The organism is Zhongshania guokunii (assembly GCF_040892635.1).
GTDB classification, from domain to species: Bacteria; Pseudomonadota; Gammaproteobacteria; order Pseudomonadales; family Spongiibacteraceae; genus Spongiibacter; species Spongiibacter guokunii.
Genome location: NZ_JBFRYA010000001.1, coordinates 476,751 through 492,492, shown reverse-complemented (window position 1 = coordinate 492,492; position 15,742 = coordinate 476,751). Strand labels below are relative to the sequence as shown.

The window sequence follows — 15,742 nt, the reverse complement described above, 5'->3', positions numbered from 1 at the left end:
CCTCATCCTGCGCAATAGTTGGTGCCGCATATAAAATAATGCTGCATAAGCCTCGCCCTATTGGCTTAGGCTTGTTGGTACAAAGAAGAAATCCCCTACTTCGTGGCCCGCGCCTTTTATACTTTTGTAAACAGGCTCTTGGATAAACTGATTCACTGCTGCTCGGGCCTTCACCGGCCCACGAATACTGGCATAAAGATCCGGTGCAGAAAGCACCTTGACGTTACTGCGCAGAGCGTCAATCAACTCTTGGGCAAATACTGAGTGCCCTTGGCCGCCTTCATCAATAACGGGTTTATCGCCACCAGATGACAATAATAAGCGCGAGCGACGCGGCAGTTTATATTTAATATAGTCGGCGCTCCCTGCTGCGCTCGTTTGGCCAAAAAACAAATGTCCTGGCGCGGAAGAAAGCAAACCACCGTAGCAGGAGTCGGCAATCACCAATACCCGCTTAGCTTGGATGCGACCTAAATGATTGCTAACAAACTCATTAGATACCCAGGAAGCATCATTCGGCGGCGGATCAGCATTAATTGGCAGCCAGTAGCCTGTATCGCGCTCACCGACATTAATCATCGACCCATGACCAGCGTAGTAAATTAAAAGATTATCGTTTTCGCCAAGTACGCTGTGCAGCTCATTGATCGCTTTCATCACAGTAAGGCGGTCAGTATCCAGCAATAGCTGCACTTGAAATCCATATTGTTTTTCTAAAATTTCGCCAACTTCTCGAGCATCGTTAAGCGGCGTTTCCAATTGCTCTAACTGAGCGTAATTTCGATTGCCAATAATCAAAGCGTAATAACGACCAAAGTCCATATCTGCAACTTTGATTTCAGTCGCCGTTGTTGCTGGTGCGGGGCTGGATTTAAGACTCGCTGCTGGCGTCCGCAACCGTGGAATCGTTGACAGCTGCACCTCGACGTTGGCGCGATCAGTCTGCAAGGCTTGTACTACCTGCGTTAACGTAGCTACTTCGGCTGCGGACCCACCCGCGTTTGCGCCAGTTTTAGCTTGCTTAGCTAATAGCTTTTTCTGCGCCGCTAGCTGGCGCTGTATTAAGGCAAGCTGATCGTTTTTAGCAGCTAATTGGGTTTCCAGTTCAATGCGTAAAGCTTGCTGTTCGCTACGTGCGGCCTCTTGGAAAATTACGCTATCGGCAGGCATGCCCCAAGCTTCTCGGTATAAATTTAGTGCCTGCATTTTGTCTTGCGCTACGCCAAGCCCCTGTTCATACATTGTGCCCAAATTAAATTGAGCACTTTTATTACCCTGTATAGCTGCCTTTTGATACCAGAGCACCGCCGCTTCGTAATTTGGTTCGGTGCCCAAACCTTTTTCAAAAATCTCCCCGACGGCTAATTGCGCCTCGGCGTCGCCTTGCTCCGCTGTTGGCAGCCAAATTTTCAAGGCAGTTTTATAGTCGGCACGATCGTAGGCCACGTATTCGCCGCCGCGTAAATTACAGTCAGCAGCCGTGGTTTTAATGGGTCGCCGCGGCGACAAATAGCTCATATTACCGAGTTTGCGCAGCTGGCCAGGCAAGAGGCAATCGACAATTTGTAGGCCGGCAATAAGCTCTTCGCTACTCGCTGGCGCACCACTGTTAAATTTGGAGTCGCTGGTGTTTGCGCAAGACGCAAGCATTACAAAACCAATAATTGCGCCAACCTTACTTAATACCGCACAGTTCAAGCCAATATCCTTATTCATATCGCAAGCCTCGCTCATCTAGCCCTTGATGATGCGTTCGATGTACGTCAAACCCACCGCGGTGACGAAATCATAATATTATGATAATTTACGGAACACTAAATCAATACGCCCCAAGCTAAGTAACTGGCCGTCTTGAAGCAAAGTTTTCGGGCAGGCTTCACCGTCGATTCTAACGCCATTGGTTGAGCCAATATCCTCGATCCACCAACTGCCATTTTTATGGATCAACTTGGCGTGGAGCATAGAAACGCTGGGGTCATCAATACGAATTTTTAGGTTTTCTTGTCTGCCAATAGTCCAAAAAGTATCGCTGTTTTTAGCAGAAACACCAAATACCAAACTGCGAGCATCGGCAAAGAAAAACACTAAGGCCACTTCGGGGTGTAATTGTTTACCGCCAATGGCCCGTTCAATGCGTTGATCGACCAGTTCTTTTGGATATTTAGCGCTGCGAATAGCGGTATCAGTCCAGCCAGAGGGCAACTGATAAGATTGCTGAAAAGAGGTTAATTCGCTATCGGGTTCATCATCGATTACCACAGAGCCACCGCGAAAGGAGTCTTTCTGTGGTAGCCGAGAAGCGACAATGGTGCGCTCTTCTTCTGCTGCACTTTTTAAGTAATAAGCCGCCTCGCCAAATTTAATAACATCGCCACTCTTTACTTCAGTGGGCCTGTTCAGTAAGCGATTATTGATGTAAGTGCCATTGGTAGAACCGAGGTCTTCAAGCATCCAGCGATTATCGACATAACTTAATTTTGCATGGCGGCGGGACAACAGGTCTTTGGCAATAGTGACATCGCTGTCGCTATCGCGTCCAATAACAACACTGTCCATCCCGATAGCGTAGGCTTCATTGCCATCCAAGCTCACCAGTTTTAAGTCCATTAAGCTACCTAAAGCGCACAGATTCAAACAGAATTTAAACCTCTGCTCCCCCTTATCCTAAACAAGCAAATGCGAGTGCGAAATTTATCCCAAAGTATAGCTAATTGTGGCCAAGATGGTATCTCTGCACAACAGTAGTTAGCAATGCACACGTTCAAAGCGAGGGTTCTTTGCGCTCTGCGGCTAAACCCCTGCTTTGTGCACCCGCTGATTTAGCACGACCTGGCTTGCTTTCAGCCGGCTTTGATGGCGCGACGGCGCTATTTGGTAGCCAAGTCATGGCTGCCAAGCCCAAAATTAAAGCGAGAATCTGCCCTGCTCCCAAGATGATTAAAATTGGCATGGCACTCTCTACACCTTCGGTCAGCAGACTTAATACCGCTGCAGGACTGCCGGGCACCCAAAGGTGAGGTGCTGCGGGGTGACGGCCCGGTACAAACAAGAATGCCAAGGCAGCAAACAGTAGCCAATAGCGTACAAACACCGATGAAATACGTCGCAGCAGGAGAAACCAAAGCAGCATTGCAACTACCCCAACACCAAGATATACCTGCCATGCTAAGCCGTAATCGTCTAAATCAATCATTGCACACCTTAATTTACCCAGTGAATTATATGCTCTTCCAAATCTTCATCGGCCACTATAATCTCGCTAACACAGCGACCGCGCACCGAAATACCGGCGCGGTGTACACTCTCGTCATTATCTGAGAGCAGAGGATGCCAGTCTGCCAAAGTCCCGCCCTCGCTTAATACCCGATAAGCACAGGTTTTGGGCAGCCAATGAAACTCGGCAACGTCCTCTAATTTTAATTGCAAACAATCTGGCACCCGCTGCTGGCGATGCGGGTAGTCGCTACAACCGCAACTCGTGGTGTCCAGTAAGCGACACGCAACATCGGTATAGAAAACTTCGCCACTATCCTCGTCCTCGAGTTTTTGCAGGCAGCATTTACCGCAACCATCGCAGAGCAGTTCCCACTCTTGCGCGTTCATCTCGGCAAGAGATTTAACTTCCCAAAATGACGGCCGTACGATGTCAGCCATCGATTTCGGGGCCTACCATAGGGTTAAGCCGCTCGGGCTGCGGCGGCAGCTGCAAATAAAAGCCATTGTCGGCAATTTCCTGCATAACTTTGCCAACGTCAGCGCGGGATAATTTGCGCTCAGCAGTTAGCACCAAGGTCATGGCTCGCACCGGCTTACCAAAGCGCAATAACAGCGCCTCAGGCACTTTGGCCAAATCTTCCTGATGATCAACATATAAATACATACCCTCGGTGCGAGGGCTGCGGTATACCGCACAAATACGCTTCATTAATTTTTCTCACCGAGGCGCAACAAGTCCTCCCCAACAACTGATTTACGCCAACCGCTCAGCGCCTGTGGCAGTTCGCCGCTGCGGATTAACTCTTCTAAATCGCGTTTTTTCAATAAAACCTCTGGTGCAATATCGAGCTTGGCCGCAGCGGTTTCGCCCACTGCCTTCATTTGTTTTAGCATCTGCGTTTGCGCTGGACTCAGTGGCTTTGGGGCCGCTGGCGGCAGGTCGTTGCCGGCAGCGCCGCGACAGTCATCAAGTAGCGTCAGTATCGCTTCCCCATAACGCCGTATGCTGCCAGGCGATAAATCTTTGATACGCCCCAATTGCGCCATATCGCTGGGCATCTGCCGCGCAATTTCAAAGCAAACGGGGTCTTTTATCACCCGCCCACGGGGAATATTACGCTCCTTTGCCTCTACCTCACGCCAAGCACAGAGCTGCTGCAGGGCGTACTGCTGAAGCCGACTGAGCTTCCACAGGGATTTAATGCGCAGATAGTAGTCTTCTGGTGCATTTGGGGTTTCAGCCTGTGCGGTAATCGCCGCGCAGTCTTCCAGCCACCACGCTAAGGCGCCCTTAGCTGCTAGGCGCTCGTTGAGCAGTGGGTAAACCCGCTGCAGATATAAAACGTCGAGGGCCGCGTAAGTGCACTGGCTTTCGCTGAGTGGCCTGCGCAACCAATCCGAGCGGGTTTCACCTTTCTCTACATGGATACCCAAGCACTCCATAATCAATTTCTGGTAACTCAGGCCAAAACCCAGCCCAGCTAGGGCGGCGCCAATTTGAGTATCGAGCAAGGGCTGGGGCACACACTGAAACAAGACCTGAAAAACCTCCAAGTCTTCGCTGCATGAGTGAATAACCTTGGGGAGGTCCTCGCGCCGGAGCAAGGCCGTGAACGCCGACCAGTCACTTATTTCAAGGGGGTCGATCAAATACAAACGCCCTTCCGCCCCGACCTGCAGCAGCCCTGCAATAGGGTAAAAGGTATCGGTGCGGATAAACTCAGTGTCAATCGCCAAAAAATCGGCTTTAGCCCACTGCGTGCAGGCCTCATTTAAAGCAATATCGGTATCGATATAAAGGCAGCTTTCCAGAGGATCAGTCAATGCGTCGTCGTCCTTTCAGTGCGTGCGCGAGGGTGCCGCTGTCTACGTATTCCAATTCGCCGCCAAGCGGTACGCCGTGGGCAATTCGGCTAACCGCAATGCCCCGGCTGCGCATTTGCTCGGTAATATAATAAGCTGTTGCCTCCCCTTCTACCGTGGGGTTGGTGGCCAAAATCAATTCGTTTACCGCCAGTTCACTTGTGCGCTGCAGGAGCTTATCGATGCCGATTTCTTCGGGGCCGATGCCATCAATAGGCGACAAATGCCCCATTAACACAAAATAAAGCCCCTTGTAATCGCCACTTTGTTCAAACGCGACCACGTCTGCCGGAGATTCCACCACACAAATTGTGTCAGTATCGCGACGGCTGTCGGCGCAGATAAAACACTGCTCATTTTCCGTTAACGTTCGGCAACTTGCGCAGTGGCCAACCTTGTCTACCGCCTTGGCCAAAGCTGCAGCCAAGCGCGCCGCGCCAGGTCGATTGCGTTCCAGCAGCTGAAAACTCATGCGTTGCGCCGACTTGGCGCCAACACCCGGCAAACAGCGCAGGGCATCTATTAACTCATCAATCAGTGGGCTGTAGCTCATATTTAGAATGGCATCTTAAAGCCGGCGGGCATGCCCATACCAGATAACATGCCACCCATCTGGTCTTTGCTACTGGCTTCTATTTTGCGCACAGCATCATTGACCGCCGCGGCGATTAAATCTTCGAGTATTTCTTTTTCTTCGCTCATTAAGCTGGGATCAATACTGACCCGACGTACATCGTGGCGGCCAGTCATGGTAATTTTCACCAAACCGGCTCCCGATTCGCCCTGCACTTCGGCATTGGCTAACTCTTCTTGCGCTTTCTGCATCTTTTCTTGCATTTCAGCCGCTTTTTTCATCAATTCATTTAAATCTGGTTTCATTAGCGTATCTCTCGTCGATCACGTTATTAATTAATGAGTTGCACCGAATTCGGGTCCAACACGCCATCAAATTCAGCAATTAAGCGATTTACCATTGGGTCGTTAAACAAAGCCTCTTTGGCGATAAGCAAACGCTCATCTAGGCACCGCTGCCGATACGCAGCAGGGGTTTCAGTAGGCGTTGGCGCAATACTTACACTTACTTTAAGTGCCGCTCCAAAATACTCACCTAAAAGCTCGCCAAGCCGCTCGATGTGCCGATCATTTAACAAGGCCGCGTTACCGGCATCGATATGAAAGTCCAAACTCGTGGCGGTCGCCGCCACCAGCTGGCAGTGACTGGCAATACTACCCAGCATACCGGGTAAATTAAATTGCTCGATGTGCTCGCGCCAGTGCCGCTCCGAAAATTCCGCCAAGCTAATTTTACCCTGCAACGGAGCAGCTACAGTTGCATCAGTGGTGTTAAGCGCCGCGTTAGGTGCAGCCGGTGCGACTGCCACTGCATTTACGGGTGTATTAGCTGGGGCTGGCGAAACAGCTTGAGTAGGTTTTGGCTCTGCGATAAGCGTTGTAGGGCGATTTTCAGCAACCGGTGCCTCAAGGATCGGATTTACCGGCTTATGATTTAGGACAGCCTGCTCCTCCCAGGGCGGTACCGAGCTGCTAGTCGCAGGGGCGCTCACTTCAGCTTGTGGCATAGTTTGCACAGGAGGCTTTGGAAGCGCCCTGCTCTGCGGCGGCGCCGAATCCGATATTGCAGTACTCGGCGCCACTTGCGGCTGCGCAGCAGAATTCCTTACCGCAGCCTCTTGTCTCACGGGATCAGGCTCTGCGCTTACAGGATTGACAACGGCACTACCCTTAACCGCCGCAGTCGGCTCATTCGCTAAGGACTTTTTTTCGGTATCAACGGCCCCCACCGCTGGTTTAGCGCGGGGTAAGGCTTGTTTGGGCGCATCAATAACACCTTGTGGCTTAAACGCCAGCATCCGCAGCAGTAGCATTTCCAAACCCGCACGGGGATCTGGCGCCAAGCCCATATCTCTGCGCCCGGCCAAGCCCATTTGGTAATAAAACTGCACATCTTCAGCGCTCAAGCTCGCCGCTAGATCAATAATCCGCTGCCGATCACCGAGGCTATTATCCAAACCTTCGGCAACAGTTTGAGCTACCGCCAAGCGATGCAAGACCACTAGTAACTCGCTCACCACCCCAGCAAAATCGGCTCCCATTTCAGCCAAATCAGCCACTATCGATAACAGTGCAGCGCCATCGCTAGCAGAGAGCGCAGAAATCAGCCGATAAACCGAGCCATGGTCGATGGTACCAAGCATTTGCCGCACATCGGCTTCACCCAAGCTCCCAGACCCAAAGGCTATCGCCTGGTCCGTCAAACTCAAGGCATCGCGCATACTGCCGTCGGCGGCGCGGCCTAGCAACCACAGGGAGGGCTCTTCGTATTGCACCATTTCTTTTTCAAGAATGGTTTTCAAATATTCAACAATTCGCTCTGCCGTTAAATTCTTCAGATTAAACTGGAGGCAGCGCGACAAAATGGTGGCGGGTAATTTTTGCGGATCAGTGGTCGCCAACAAAAACTTAACGTGGGCTGGCGGCTCTTCTAGGGTTTTCAGCAGCGCATTAAAACTACTGCTGCTGAGCATATGCACCTCATCGATGAGGTAAACCTTGTAGCGGCCCTGACTGGGTGTATATTGAACATTGTCGAGAATTTCGCGGGTGTCTTCTACCTTGGTGCGCGAGGCCGCATCCACTTCGAGCAAATCGACAAAGCGGCCTTCATTAATCGCGACACAGGCATTGCATTGCCCGCAGGGTTCAGAGCTAACACCAGCCTCGCAATTAAGGCATTTGGCAAGAATACGCGCGATTGTGGTTTTACCCACCCCGCGAGTACCAGTAAATAAATAGGCGTGGTGCAGACGGTCGTGGTCGAGCGCATTAATCAGTGCTTTAAGCACGTGATTTTGGCCTGCCATTTCACGGAAGGTTTTCGGGCGCCACTTACGCGCCAACACCTGATAGCTCATCGAATAATTCCTGACGTGGAAGCGGCAAGGATACACCAGCCCTGCAAGGACATAAACTAATGAAAGCGAACAGATTTAATTACAGAAGGAAGCTTTAAAGCTTTGGTGGCAGTCCAACCAGCCACACCCCGGCACACGATGTGATAACTACCGTTGCTCCCTTCCAGGCCTGGCGGAGTTCGCTATCTCTCGTTGCGGGGGGACCGGAAGGACTACCGCAGAAAACGCGTTTAGACACTGCCTTAACGCGGGCGCTATTGTCGACCAAAGCCCGAAGACATGCAAGCCGCGCAGGCAGATATTCCACTAATTTCCCAGTTTATCAATGCGCTACAGCCGCAGCTGGTGGAAACTTAGCCAATACCGCCGCCACTGTCTCGCGAATATACTGGCGGCGCTCTTCTGGCGTAGTCAAACTCGGCATTACCCGCTTGCTTGTACCCCGCCACACCAGCTTTTTCGTCACAGGATCAATAATATCAATCATGAGACTGCTCTCTTCGTAGCTGCGCACCCATATATCGTCGTCATAAAAATGACCATGACCAAAATAACCGCGGCCATAACCAGGCTGGTAATCGCAGTAATAACAGGGGTAATAAGCAAAATGGGTATACCACGAGCCAAAGCTATTGAAATTGACTTTATCCTCTTTGCCTAGATGGTAAGCCACCAGCACTGAAGGCTGCATGCCATCAGCAGCAAGAATTAACCCCTTGGCCGCCAACTCGGCGTCGACCGCATCAAGCACCCGCTCCCTAACCAGATCATTATCAAGGCTAGCGTCTTTAATTTTGTCTTTTGAGTCCGAAGCGGGTACTGGCAGCCAAGCAAATGTCGAAATCGCTGTAAAGTCATAATCCAGAGCATAATCCGTGCTCACCGGCAGCCCCGCGCAGGCAGACAACAGTACAAATAGAAGCGCTAGCCCCGTATTTTTCATTTACCCATCCCTTCTGCTAAAAAACAGCCTTACGGCTGCAATACTATCCAGAGCGCCATCTGACCGCGCAAAACCCGAATCAATAAGCCGCCTTTGCTAGCGGACAAAACCGCACTAAACTCTTTAACACTCTGCACACGACGCTGATTAAGCGACACAATCAAGTCTCCAGGCTGCAGTTTCGTTGCCGCATCAGCATCGCCGGCCACTTCAGTCACCACAACTCCGCGACCATCCGGCGAGTTCCTGAGCACCACGCCTTTCAGTAAGCTGTTCACCTCACTATTTGGCGCAGCCGCTGCCACTTTTATGTCTTGTACGGCCTTTAGACGGGCTTGGAAATTCTTGGTTTTGCCCTCCCGCAGTACTGTAATCGCCACCTTGTCACCAATACGCCGCAAACCAACTGCATTACGCAACTGTGCAGAACTATAGACCTCTTTGCCATCAACTGCGATAACCAGATCACCAGGTTTAATACCGGCCTCTTCCGCAGCCGATTTTTCCTGTACTTCGGCAATAACAGCACCACGCTGATGCCTGGGAAGCTTAAATGCTTCAGCAAGCTCAGGACTAAGATCTTGAATCACCACTCCCAGCTGACCACGCTTGACTTCACCATGCTCCAAAATTTGATCAATACTCACTTTGGCCATATTAATAGGGATTGCAAAGCCAATACCCACATTGCCGCCGGCCGGCGCAAGAATTGCCGTATTCACACCGACCAACTCTCCATGTAAATTCACCAGCGCACCACCTGAGTTACCTGGATTGATAGAGGCGTCTGTTTGAATAAAGTTTTCATACCCTTCAATGCCCAAGCCCGTCCGACCCAGCGCACTGACAATACCCGTGGTAACGGTTTGGCCAAGACCAAAGGGGTTGCCAATCGCCACCACGTAGTCACCAACCTCAAGCTTTTCAGAGTCGGCTAATGTCACACTTCGCAAGTCTTTGGCATCAATTTTTAATACCGCAATATCCACATCAGGATCAGAGCCTATTAAGGTCGCGGTATAGCTGCGACCATCTTCTAGGGCAACGGTAATTTCATCAGCGCCATTGATGACGTGGTGATTGGTGAGCACAGTGCCTGCTTCAGCATCGATAATCACCCCAGAACCAGCGCTTTGGGTACGACGCTGCCGAGGCTGCATCTGTTGCTCAGGAACATTAAAAAAGCGACGAAAAAAAGGGTCGTTCAGCAAGGGATTTTGCTGGACGTTACGTGTAGTGTAAGTTGAGATATTGACAACAGCCGGATTAACGGTTTTGAGCATGGGCGCCAAACTAGGCAATGCCCGCCCCTGCGCGTCCTGCTGAGGAAACAAGGCATAACCACTCTGGGCCAGCCCCAATAAACAGCACAGTAGAATACTTTTAATTAAAACTTGCATGCGCAAATAAGCGCGATAATTCAGACTCTTCATACGTCCCCTGAACTCCCTTACTCAGAATGGTCTCTCGCAACAAGCGTTAGAGTAGGCCCGAGCTAAAAAAATTCCGCGACGAAACGATTTCTCGCAAAATGAAAGTTCAACCGAGCTTTTCGGCCATGGAACGCGATATTTCACTTTGAATCGTCGATTTAAATGCGGTCATCATCAAGCCAAGCTTAATTTCGACTCGTACCTCTGCTGGCGCTAGCGAGATTAAACCTTTAACGCCAGAACGCTGCACTTCAACTTCATCACTATTTAGCCAGCGCGACGAAAGCTGGTATTTTTCTTCCAACTTAACTGTTAGCTGCTTTATCAAATTGCGCAGCTCTTCCGGATCTTTATTATGGCTTTGACGAAGAGAAATAGTCGACACGAATCGCGAACCCCTATGAGCTAACTAAAACAGAAAATCCTGCATACCAGTACCGTTAATAATAGGTTAGCGGCCAGCAATTGCAATGAAATCAATGAACTGTACCACCTAGATAGTACCAAGGCCGCGCCTAGCTAGCCCCCAAGTAAACCACGACCCGAGCGAAGCGCTTTTTTCAACACGAAAAAAAACCGCCTTTCAGCGGTTTTTCAAAACTTTGGTGGAGCTAGGCGGGATCGAACCGCCGACCTCTTGCATGCCATGCAAGCGCTCTCCCAGCTGAGCTATAGCCCCAAAGCAGAGGATGCGCATATTAATGATCACCCTAAGCCTTGTCAACAAGTTGATGAAAAATCTCGTTAAATTATTTTCCACCTCACTTTATTGGCTCAACGACAGCTCATAAAGGCGATATCACTCACCAAGAAAGCCATGTATTAAACCCTCTACAATCAACCTAGCTCAGAAGCTTGCTGGTAGCGTTTTTCGAGTTTCTTAAGACGCTTTTTGCCCACCCCACCAAGCACTTCAACCGCGTGACGCAAGCGCGCCCGACTCATATCTGCGCCCAACACTTCCATCGAATCGACAACGGAAATCGATGACGTTGTGCCTGCGATCGCAATAAATAGCGGCGGCATAAAATCTTTTAATTTAATGCCCAAACCATCGGCAAGAGACTTAATTGCTGCAAAAATATTGTCACGCTGCCAGTTATCCAAGGCCTCTAAGCGCCACGCTGCACACTGCAATAAAGTCAGCAACTCTTCTTCTTCGAGATTTGATGCAGCAAAACTCTCCGGTGTTAGCGGCAGCATACCCGACAAAAAGAAGCTGGCCAGTGGCGCCAAATCGCTAAACACCTCAATCCGAGATTGCACATGGGGAATAACCTTCATCAGCATCTCGCGGTTTAATACCCACTCCTGCAGACGATCAGCTAATTGCTCAGGGCTGCAATCTTCCCGAAGCCAGAGGCCATTCAGCCAGCGCAGCTTTTCAACATCAAAAATTGGCCCTCCTAGGCTCACCCGCGTAATATCAAAATTATCGATCATGGCTTGCAGGCTAAATTTTTCGCTCTCATCGGGCATGGACCAACCCATACGACCCAAATAATTGAGCATCGCCTCGGGCAAAAATCCCATCCGCTTATAATAATTTATACTGGTGGGATTTTTGCGCTTACTAAGCTTACTTTTATCTGGGTTGCGCAGCAGCGGCAAATGACACAGCACTGGCATTTGCCAACCAAAATACTGGTATAACAGCTTGTGCTTAGGCGCCGAGTTAATCCACTCCTCGCCCCGCAGTACGTGGGTAATTTCCATTAGATGGTCATCTACCACGTTCGCCAAATGGTAGGTCGGCAAGCCGTCGGATTTCAGCAGGATTTGGGCGTCGACCTGCCCCCACTCCAACTCAATTTTGCCCCGCAGCATGTCATCTATCTCGCAATGCCCGTCATCTTCGGGCACAAACATCCGAATAACATAAGACTCACCCGCAGCCTCACGACGTGCGTGCTCGGCATCGTCCAGCTTTAAATCAGAATACTTTAACGCTGTATGTCCACCCGCCGCGCGGCGGGCTTCGCGCAGAGCGTCAAGCTCCGCTGGGGTGCGGTAACAGCGAAACGCATGTCCCGCTGCAATCAATTGCTCGCAGTGCTCACGATAAATCTCACTGCGCTCACTCTGCCGATAGGGGCCATGGGGCCCACCCACATCTGGGCCCTCATCCCAATCCAAACCCAGCCAACGCAACGAATCAAAAATCGCCTGCTCAGACGCCGCAGTGGAGCGCTGCTGATCGGTATCTTCAATTCTCAATAGAAACTGACCACCCTGACTTTTGGCGAAACAGTAGTTAAAAAGGGCGATATAGGCCGTACCCACGTGTGGGTCACCAGTAGGAGACGGGGCAATACGAGTGCGAACAGTCATGGAGTGTTTATTACCATTTGAATACAATAGGGTTTTAGCCTGCCACCGATTACGGCAGCAGGCCAATGCAGCGGCCATTATACGTGCCGATACCACCAAGATTCATCCATCCGCAGAGGTATTTCAGCGCCGATGAGTAAAAAAGTTCTCGACCGTCGCTTCTGCGTCGCCCCGATGCTGGACTGGTCTGACCGACACTGTCGCGTATTCTGGCGCCAGCTTAGCCGCCACGCCGTGCTCTACACCGAAATGATCACCACTGGCGCTTTAATTCATGGCGATCAAGAGCGCCATCTTGATTTCAGTGATATTGAACACCCTGTGGCGCTGCAATTAGGGGGCAGCGATCCCGAAGCCTTGGCAGTATCGGCGCGCATGGCGGAGCAATGGAATTACGATGAGATTAACCTGAATTGCGGATGCCCTTCCGACCGCGTTCAAAACGGCTTTTTTGGCGCCTGTTTAATGTCTCGCCCACAATTGGTCGCCGATTGCGTCAAAGTAATGAAAGACGCCTGCGAGCTCCCTATCACCGTCAAACACCGCATTGGCATTGATGAGCAGGAGGGTTACGGACCGCTGCAGGAATTTGTTGCCGCTATTGCCGAGGCCGGTACCGATGCGATTATTGTTCACGCCCGCAAAGCGTGGCTGCAGGGTTTAAGCCCAAAAGAAAATCGCGAGATACCACCTTTAAATTACGACTTGGTATACCAGCTTAAACAAGATTTCCCCGACCTAGAAATTATCATAAACGGCGGCATCCAAACCCTTGACGACGCCAGCTCGCATTTGTCATATGTCGATGGCATTATGATGGGCCGCAGCGCTTACCAAACACCTTATTTATTGGCAGAGGTAGACGAACGCTTTTACCAACAGGCGGCCATAAGCAAAACTCGTCGCGACGTCATCCAAGGCTTGTTTCCTTATATTGAAGCGGAACTTGCCAAAGGCACGCGGCTCAATCATATAACGCGCCATATATTAGGCCTGTTTAACGGCCAAGCTGGCGGTCGGCTCTTTCGGCGTCATATCAGCGAGCACGCCCACCGCTCTGGTGCGGGCCTAGAGGTACTCAGTGACGCGTTGGCCTTTGTCGAGCGCAGCTGGTAGTAAATTACATAAAGGAATAACACTATAATGAGCAGTAAACTTGATCAGCTAAAGGCGATTACCGATGTGGTTGCCGACACCGGCGATATCGAAGCCATCGCCCGCTTCAGCCCCCAAGATGCCACGACCAACCCGTCACTCATTTTAAAAGCCGCCGCTCTTCCTCAGTATGAGGCAATGATTAGCAAGGTCGTTGCCCAGCTCAGCAATCGGGACGATGCCTCACAACTCCAGCAAGCCGCCACCCAGCTCGCCGTTGAAATTGGCGCAGAAATAAGCAAGCTTGTGCCTGGCAAAGTTTCCACCGAAGTCGATGCTAGACTCTCGTTCAACACCACGGCAATGATTAACGAGGGCCGACGGATTGTCGAACTTTACCAAGCCAAAGGCATCGACAAGGATCGCCTACTGATTAAAATTGCCTCTACTTGGGAAGGCATAGAAGCCGCCAAAGTCCTTGAGCAAGAAGGTATAGAATGCAATTTAACCCTCCTTTTCAGCCTAATCCAAGCAGCAGCTTGCGCCGAAGCCGGCGCCACCCTGATTTCGCCTTTTGTTGGCCGGATTTTAGACTGGCATGTTGCCCATGGCGCCACGCCAGCCAATGCCGACGAAGACCCCGGCGTACAATCGGTTAGCGCTATTTACAGCTACTACAAACAACACAATTACAAAACCATTGTGATGGGCGCGAGCTTTCGCAATTGCGGCGAAATTGAAGCATTGGCCGGCTGCGACCGCCTCACCATTAGCCCAGCCCTGCTGAGTGAACTTGAACAAGACAATGGCGCGCTACCCCGCCGACTTTCCCCTACAATGGAATTTGCGCCGCAAAGCAAAATCAGCGTCAATGAAACCGACTTTCGCTGGGCTATGAACGAAGATGCCATGGCTACTGAAAAATTGGCCGAAGGCATTCGCGCCTTTGCAGCAGATCAAGTGAAACTAGAAGCGCTATTACGGGGTTGGAATTCGCATGTTTGAGAGGCTAAAACAGCTGTTCGCGGTGGGAAACAGCGCTAACGACGACAAAATGACCTTGGAGCTAGTCACCGCAGCCTTGCTACTGGAGGTCTGTAAATCAGATTTCCAGGAAGATCCCGGTGAAATAGACAAAATCCGAAAAATACTAATTGCGCACTTTTCAGTATCCATCGCTGACATTGATACCTTTATGGCTCAGGCCAGAAACACCACCGAAGAACGAACCGATCTCTACCCATTTACCCGCTACATCAATGACAACTGCAATAATATTGAGAAATACCAACTGGTTTCGACGCTATGGGAAGTCGCATTGGAAGATGGGCGTATAGACAAATACGAAGATCACCTAATTCGTAAAATATCAGATCTTATTTATTTGCCGCACAGCGACTTTATTCGGGCTAAATTAAGTGTGATTGGCGACGGACACTAAAAGCATTGCCCTTCTAGCAGAGAGACTAATTCGCGAAATTTAGCGTGATTGCTATCACTCAAGCCCATCAGTGTACGGTGGGCTTCCAGCACTCGGTTTCTAACACCTTCTTCACTAGCGTCCAGCACCGGCAACTCACCAAGATCTTCGTCGTTTAGCAACGGCTCTTCACGAATCCTAAACACCCGATCAAAACCCATGCTTTGCAGCACCCGTGTGATATCGGGATTTGTCGATAAGATGAGCGGGACAAATTGAAATTTATCCTTGGCTTTGATCGCTAACTTAGCGAGTAAGCCCAAGGTGGTGCTGTCGACATTGATGGCGTCTGATAAGTCCACGACCACACTGGCAAAACCCTCAACCGAGAGCATTTCATCAAAAAATTCGTCCAGTGTTGTACAAAGTGTCAGCCGCACATCGCCGACCAACTTTATAACGAAGGCACCATCCTGTCCTGCTACTAAAATTCGACCAGGCTGCATTT

General features: G+C 50.5%; 17 protein-coding genes, 1 tRNA gene and 1 other RNA gene. 3 read left to right on the top strand and 16 right to left on the bottom strand.

Annotation, left to right across the window (positions count from 1 at the left end; all coding sequences use genetic code 11):
• Nucleotides 1-57: 57 nt before the first annotated feature.
• From AB4876_RS02265 to gltX, 15 genes are all read right to left on the bottom strand, one after another.
• Nucleotides 58-1,716 (bottom strand): caspase family protein, encoded by a 1,659-nt coding sequence (locus tag AB4876_RS02265; RefSeq protein ID WP_368380023.1) that lies wholly within the window; start codon nucleotides 1,714-1,716, stop codon nucleotides 58-60.
• 78 nt (nucleotides 1,717-1,794) lie between these two features.
• A complete protein-coding gene (locus AB4876_RS02260) occupies nucleotides 1,795-2,607 on the bottom strand; it encodes an FHA domain-containing protein (protein WP_368380022.1) in 813 nt (270 codons plus the stop codon).
• Nucleotides 2,608-2,761: 154 nt separating this feature from the next.
• A complete protein-coding gene (locus AB4876_RS02255) occupies nucleotides 2,762-3,193 on the bottom strand; it encodes a hypothetical protein (RefSeq protein WP_368380021.1) in 432 nt (143 codons plus the stop codon).
• A gap of 8 nt (nucleotides 3,194-3,201) precedes the next feature.
• Complete coding sequence (locus tag AB4876_RS02250) at nucleotides 3,202-3,654, bottom strand: YcgN family cysteine cluster protein (protein WP_368380020.1); 453 nt, start codon at nucleotides 3,652-3,654, stop codon at nucleotides 3,202-3,204.
• Nucleotides 3,647-3,925 carry a YcgL domain-containing protein gene (locus AB4876_RS02245; RefSeq protein WP_301026802.1) on the bottom strand — a complete coding sequence of 93 codons (279 nt, stop codon included), beginning with the start codon at nucleotides 3,923-3,925 and terminating at the stop codon, nucleotides 3,647-3,649. The genes AB4876_RS02250 and AB4876_RS02245 overlap by 8 nt, the downstream gene beginning before the upstream one ends.
• A complete protein-coding gene (rnd, locus tag AB4876_RS02240) occupies nucleotides 3,925-5,040 on the bottom strand; it encodes a ribonuclease D (protein ID WP_368380019.1) in 1,116 nt (371 codons plus the stop codon). The genes AB4876_RS02245 and rnd overlap by 1 nt, the downstream gene beginning before the upstream one ends.
• Nucleotides 5,033-5,632: a recombination mediator RecR gene (gene recR, locus AB4876_RS02235; RefSeq protein ID WP_368380018.1), complete on the bottom strand. Its 600-nt coding sequence runs from the start codon at nucleotides 5,630-5,632 to the stop codon at nucleotides 5,033-5,035. Before recR ends, rnd begins: the two co-directional genes overlap by 8 nt.
• A 2-nt stretch (nucleotides 5,633-5,634) precedes the next feature.
• On the bottom strand, nucleotides 5,635-5,958 hold the full coding sequence (locus AB4876_RS02230; RefSeq protein ID WP_368380017.1) for a YbaB/EbfC family nucleoid-associated protein: 324 nt from the start codon (nucleotides 5,956-5,958) through the stop codon (nucleotides 5,635-5,637).
• 26 nt (nucleotides 5,959-5,984) lie between these two features.
• Nucleotides 5,985-8,012 carry a DNA polymerase III subunit gamma/tau gene (dnaX, locus tag AB4876_RS02225; protein ID WP_368380016.1) on the bottom strand — a complete coding sequence of 676 codons (2,028 nt, stop codon included), beginning with the start codon at nucleotides 8,010-8,012 and terminating at the stop codon, nucleotides 5,985-5,987.
• A gap of 112 nt (nucleotides 8,013-8,124) precedes the next feature.
• Nucleotides 8,125-8,221, bottom strand: an RNA gene (gene ffs / locus AB4876_RS02220) — signal recognition particle sRNA small type.
• A 113-nt stretch (nucleotides 8,222-8,334) separates the two neighbouring features.
• On the bottom strand, nucleotides 8,335-8,955 hold the full coding sequence (locus tag AB4876_RS02215; RefSeq protein WP_368380015.1) for a DUF4136 domain-containing protein: 621 nt from the start codon (nucleotides 8,953-8,955) through the stop codon (nucleotides 8,335-8,337).
• 29 nt (nucleotides 8,956-8,984) lie between these two features.
• The gene (locus AB4876_RS02210; RefSeq protein WP_368380014.1) at nucleotides 8,985-10,388 is read right to left on the bottom strand and encodes a DegQ family serine endoprotease; all 1,404 of its coding nucleotides are present in this window, start codon (nucleotides 10,386-10,388) and stop codon (nucleotides 8,985-8,987) included.
• Between the two features lie 106 nt (nucleotides 10,389-10,494).
• The gene (locus AB4876_RS02205; protein ID WP_368380013.1) at nucleotides 10,495-10,773 is read right to left on the bottom strand and encodes a polyhydroxyalkanoic acid system family protein; all 279 of its coding nucleotides are present in this window, start codon (nucleotides 10,771-10,773) and stop codon (nucleotides 10,495-10,497) included.
• 218 nt (nucleotides 10,774-10,991) lie between these two features.
• A tRNA-Ala gene (locus AB4876_RS02200) sits at nucleotides 10,992-11,067 on the bottom strand.
• A gap of 158 nt (nucleotides 11,068-11,225) precedes the next feature.
• Nucleotides 11,226-12,719, bottom strand: coding sequence for a glutamate--tRNA ligase (gltX, locus tag AB4876_RS02195; protein WP_368380012.1), 1,494 nt, complete (start codon nucleotides 12,717-12,719; stop codon nucleotides 11,226-11,228).
• A 132-nt stretch (nucleotides 12,720-12,851) separates the two neighbouring features.
• On the opposite strand from gltX, the gene dusA reads away from it, so the two are divergent.
• The 3 genes from dusA to AB4876_RS02180 are packed head-to-tail and all read left to right on the top strand — an operon-like array spanning nucleotide 12,852 to nucleotide 15,255.
• Nucleotides 12,852-13,835 carry a tRNA dihydrouridine(20/20a) synthase DusA gene (gene dusA, locus AB4876_RS02190; RefSeq protein WP_368380011.1) on the top strand — a complete coding sequence of 328 codons (984 nt, stop codon included), beginning with the start codon at nucleotides 12,852-12,854 and terminating at the stop codon, nucleotides 13,833-13,835.
• 27 nt (nucleotides 13,836-13,862) lie between these two features.
• Nucleotides 13,863-14,819 carry a transaldolase gene (tal, locus tag AB4876_RS02185; RefSeq protein WP_368380010.1) on the top strand — a complete coding sequence of 319 codons (957 nt, stop codon included), beginning with the start codon at nucleotides 13,863-13,865 and terminating at the stop codon, nucleotides 14,817-14,819.
• Complete coding sequence (locus AB4876_RS02180; protein ID WP_368380009.1) at nucleotides 14,812-15,255, top strand: tellurite resistance TerB family protein; 444 nt, start codon at nucleotides 14,812-14,814, stop codon at nucleotides 15,253-15,255. Before tal ends, AB4876_RS02180 begins: the two co-directional genes overlap by 8 nt.
• Here the strand turns inward: AB4876_RS02180 and AB4876_RS02175 are convergent.
• On the bottom strand, nucleotides 15,252-15,740 hold the full coding sequence (locus AB4876_RS02175) for an STAS domain-containing protein (protein ID WP_368380008.1): 489 nt from the start codon (nucleotides 15,738-15,740) through the stop codon (nucleotides 15,252-15,254). The two genes, AB4876_RS02180 and AB4876_RS02175, sit on opposite strands and share 4 nt — an antisense overlap.
• Nucleotides 15,741-15,742 lie beyond the last annotated feature (2 nt).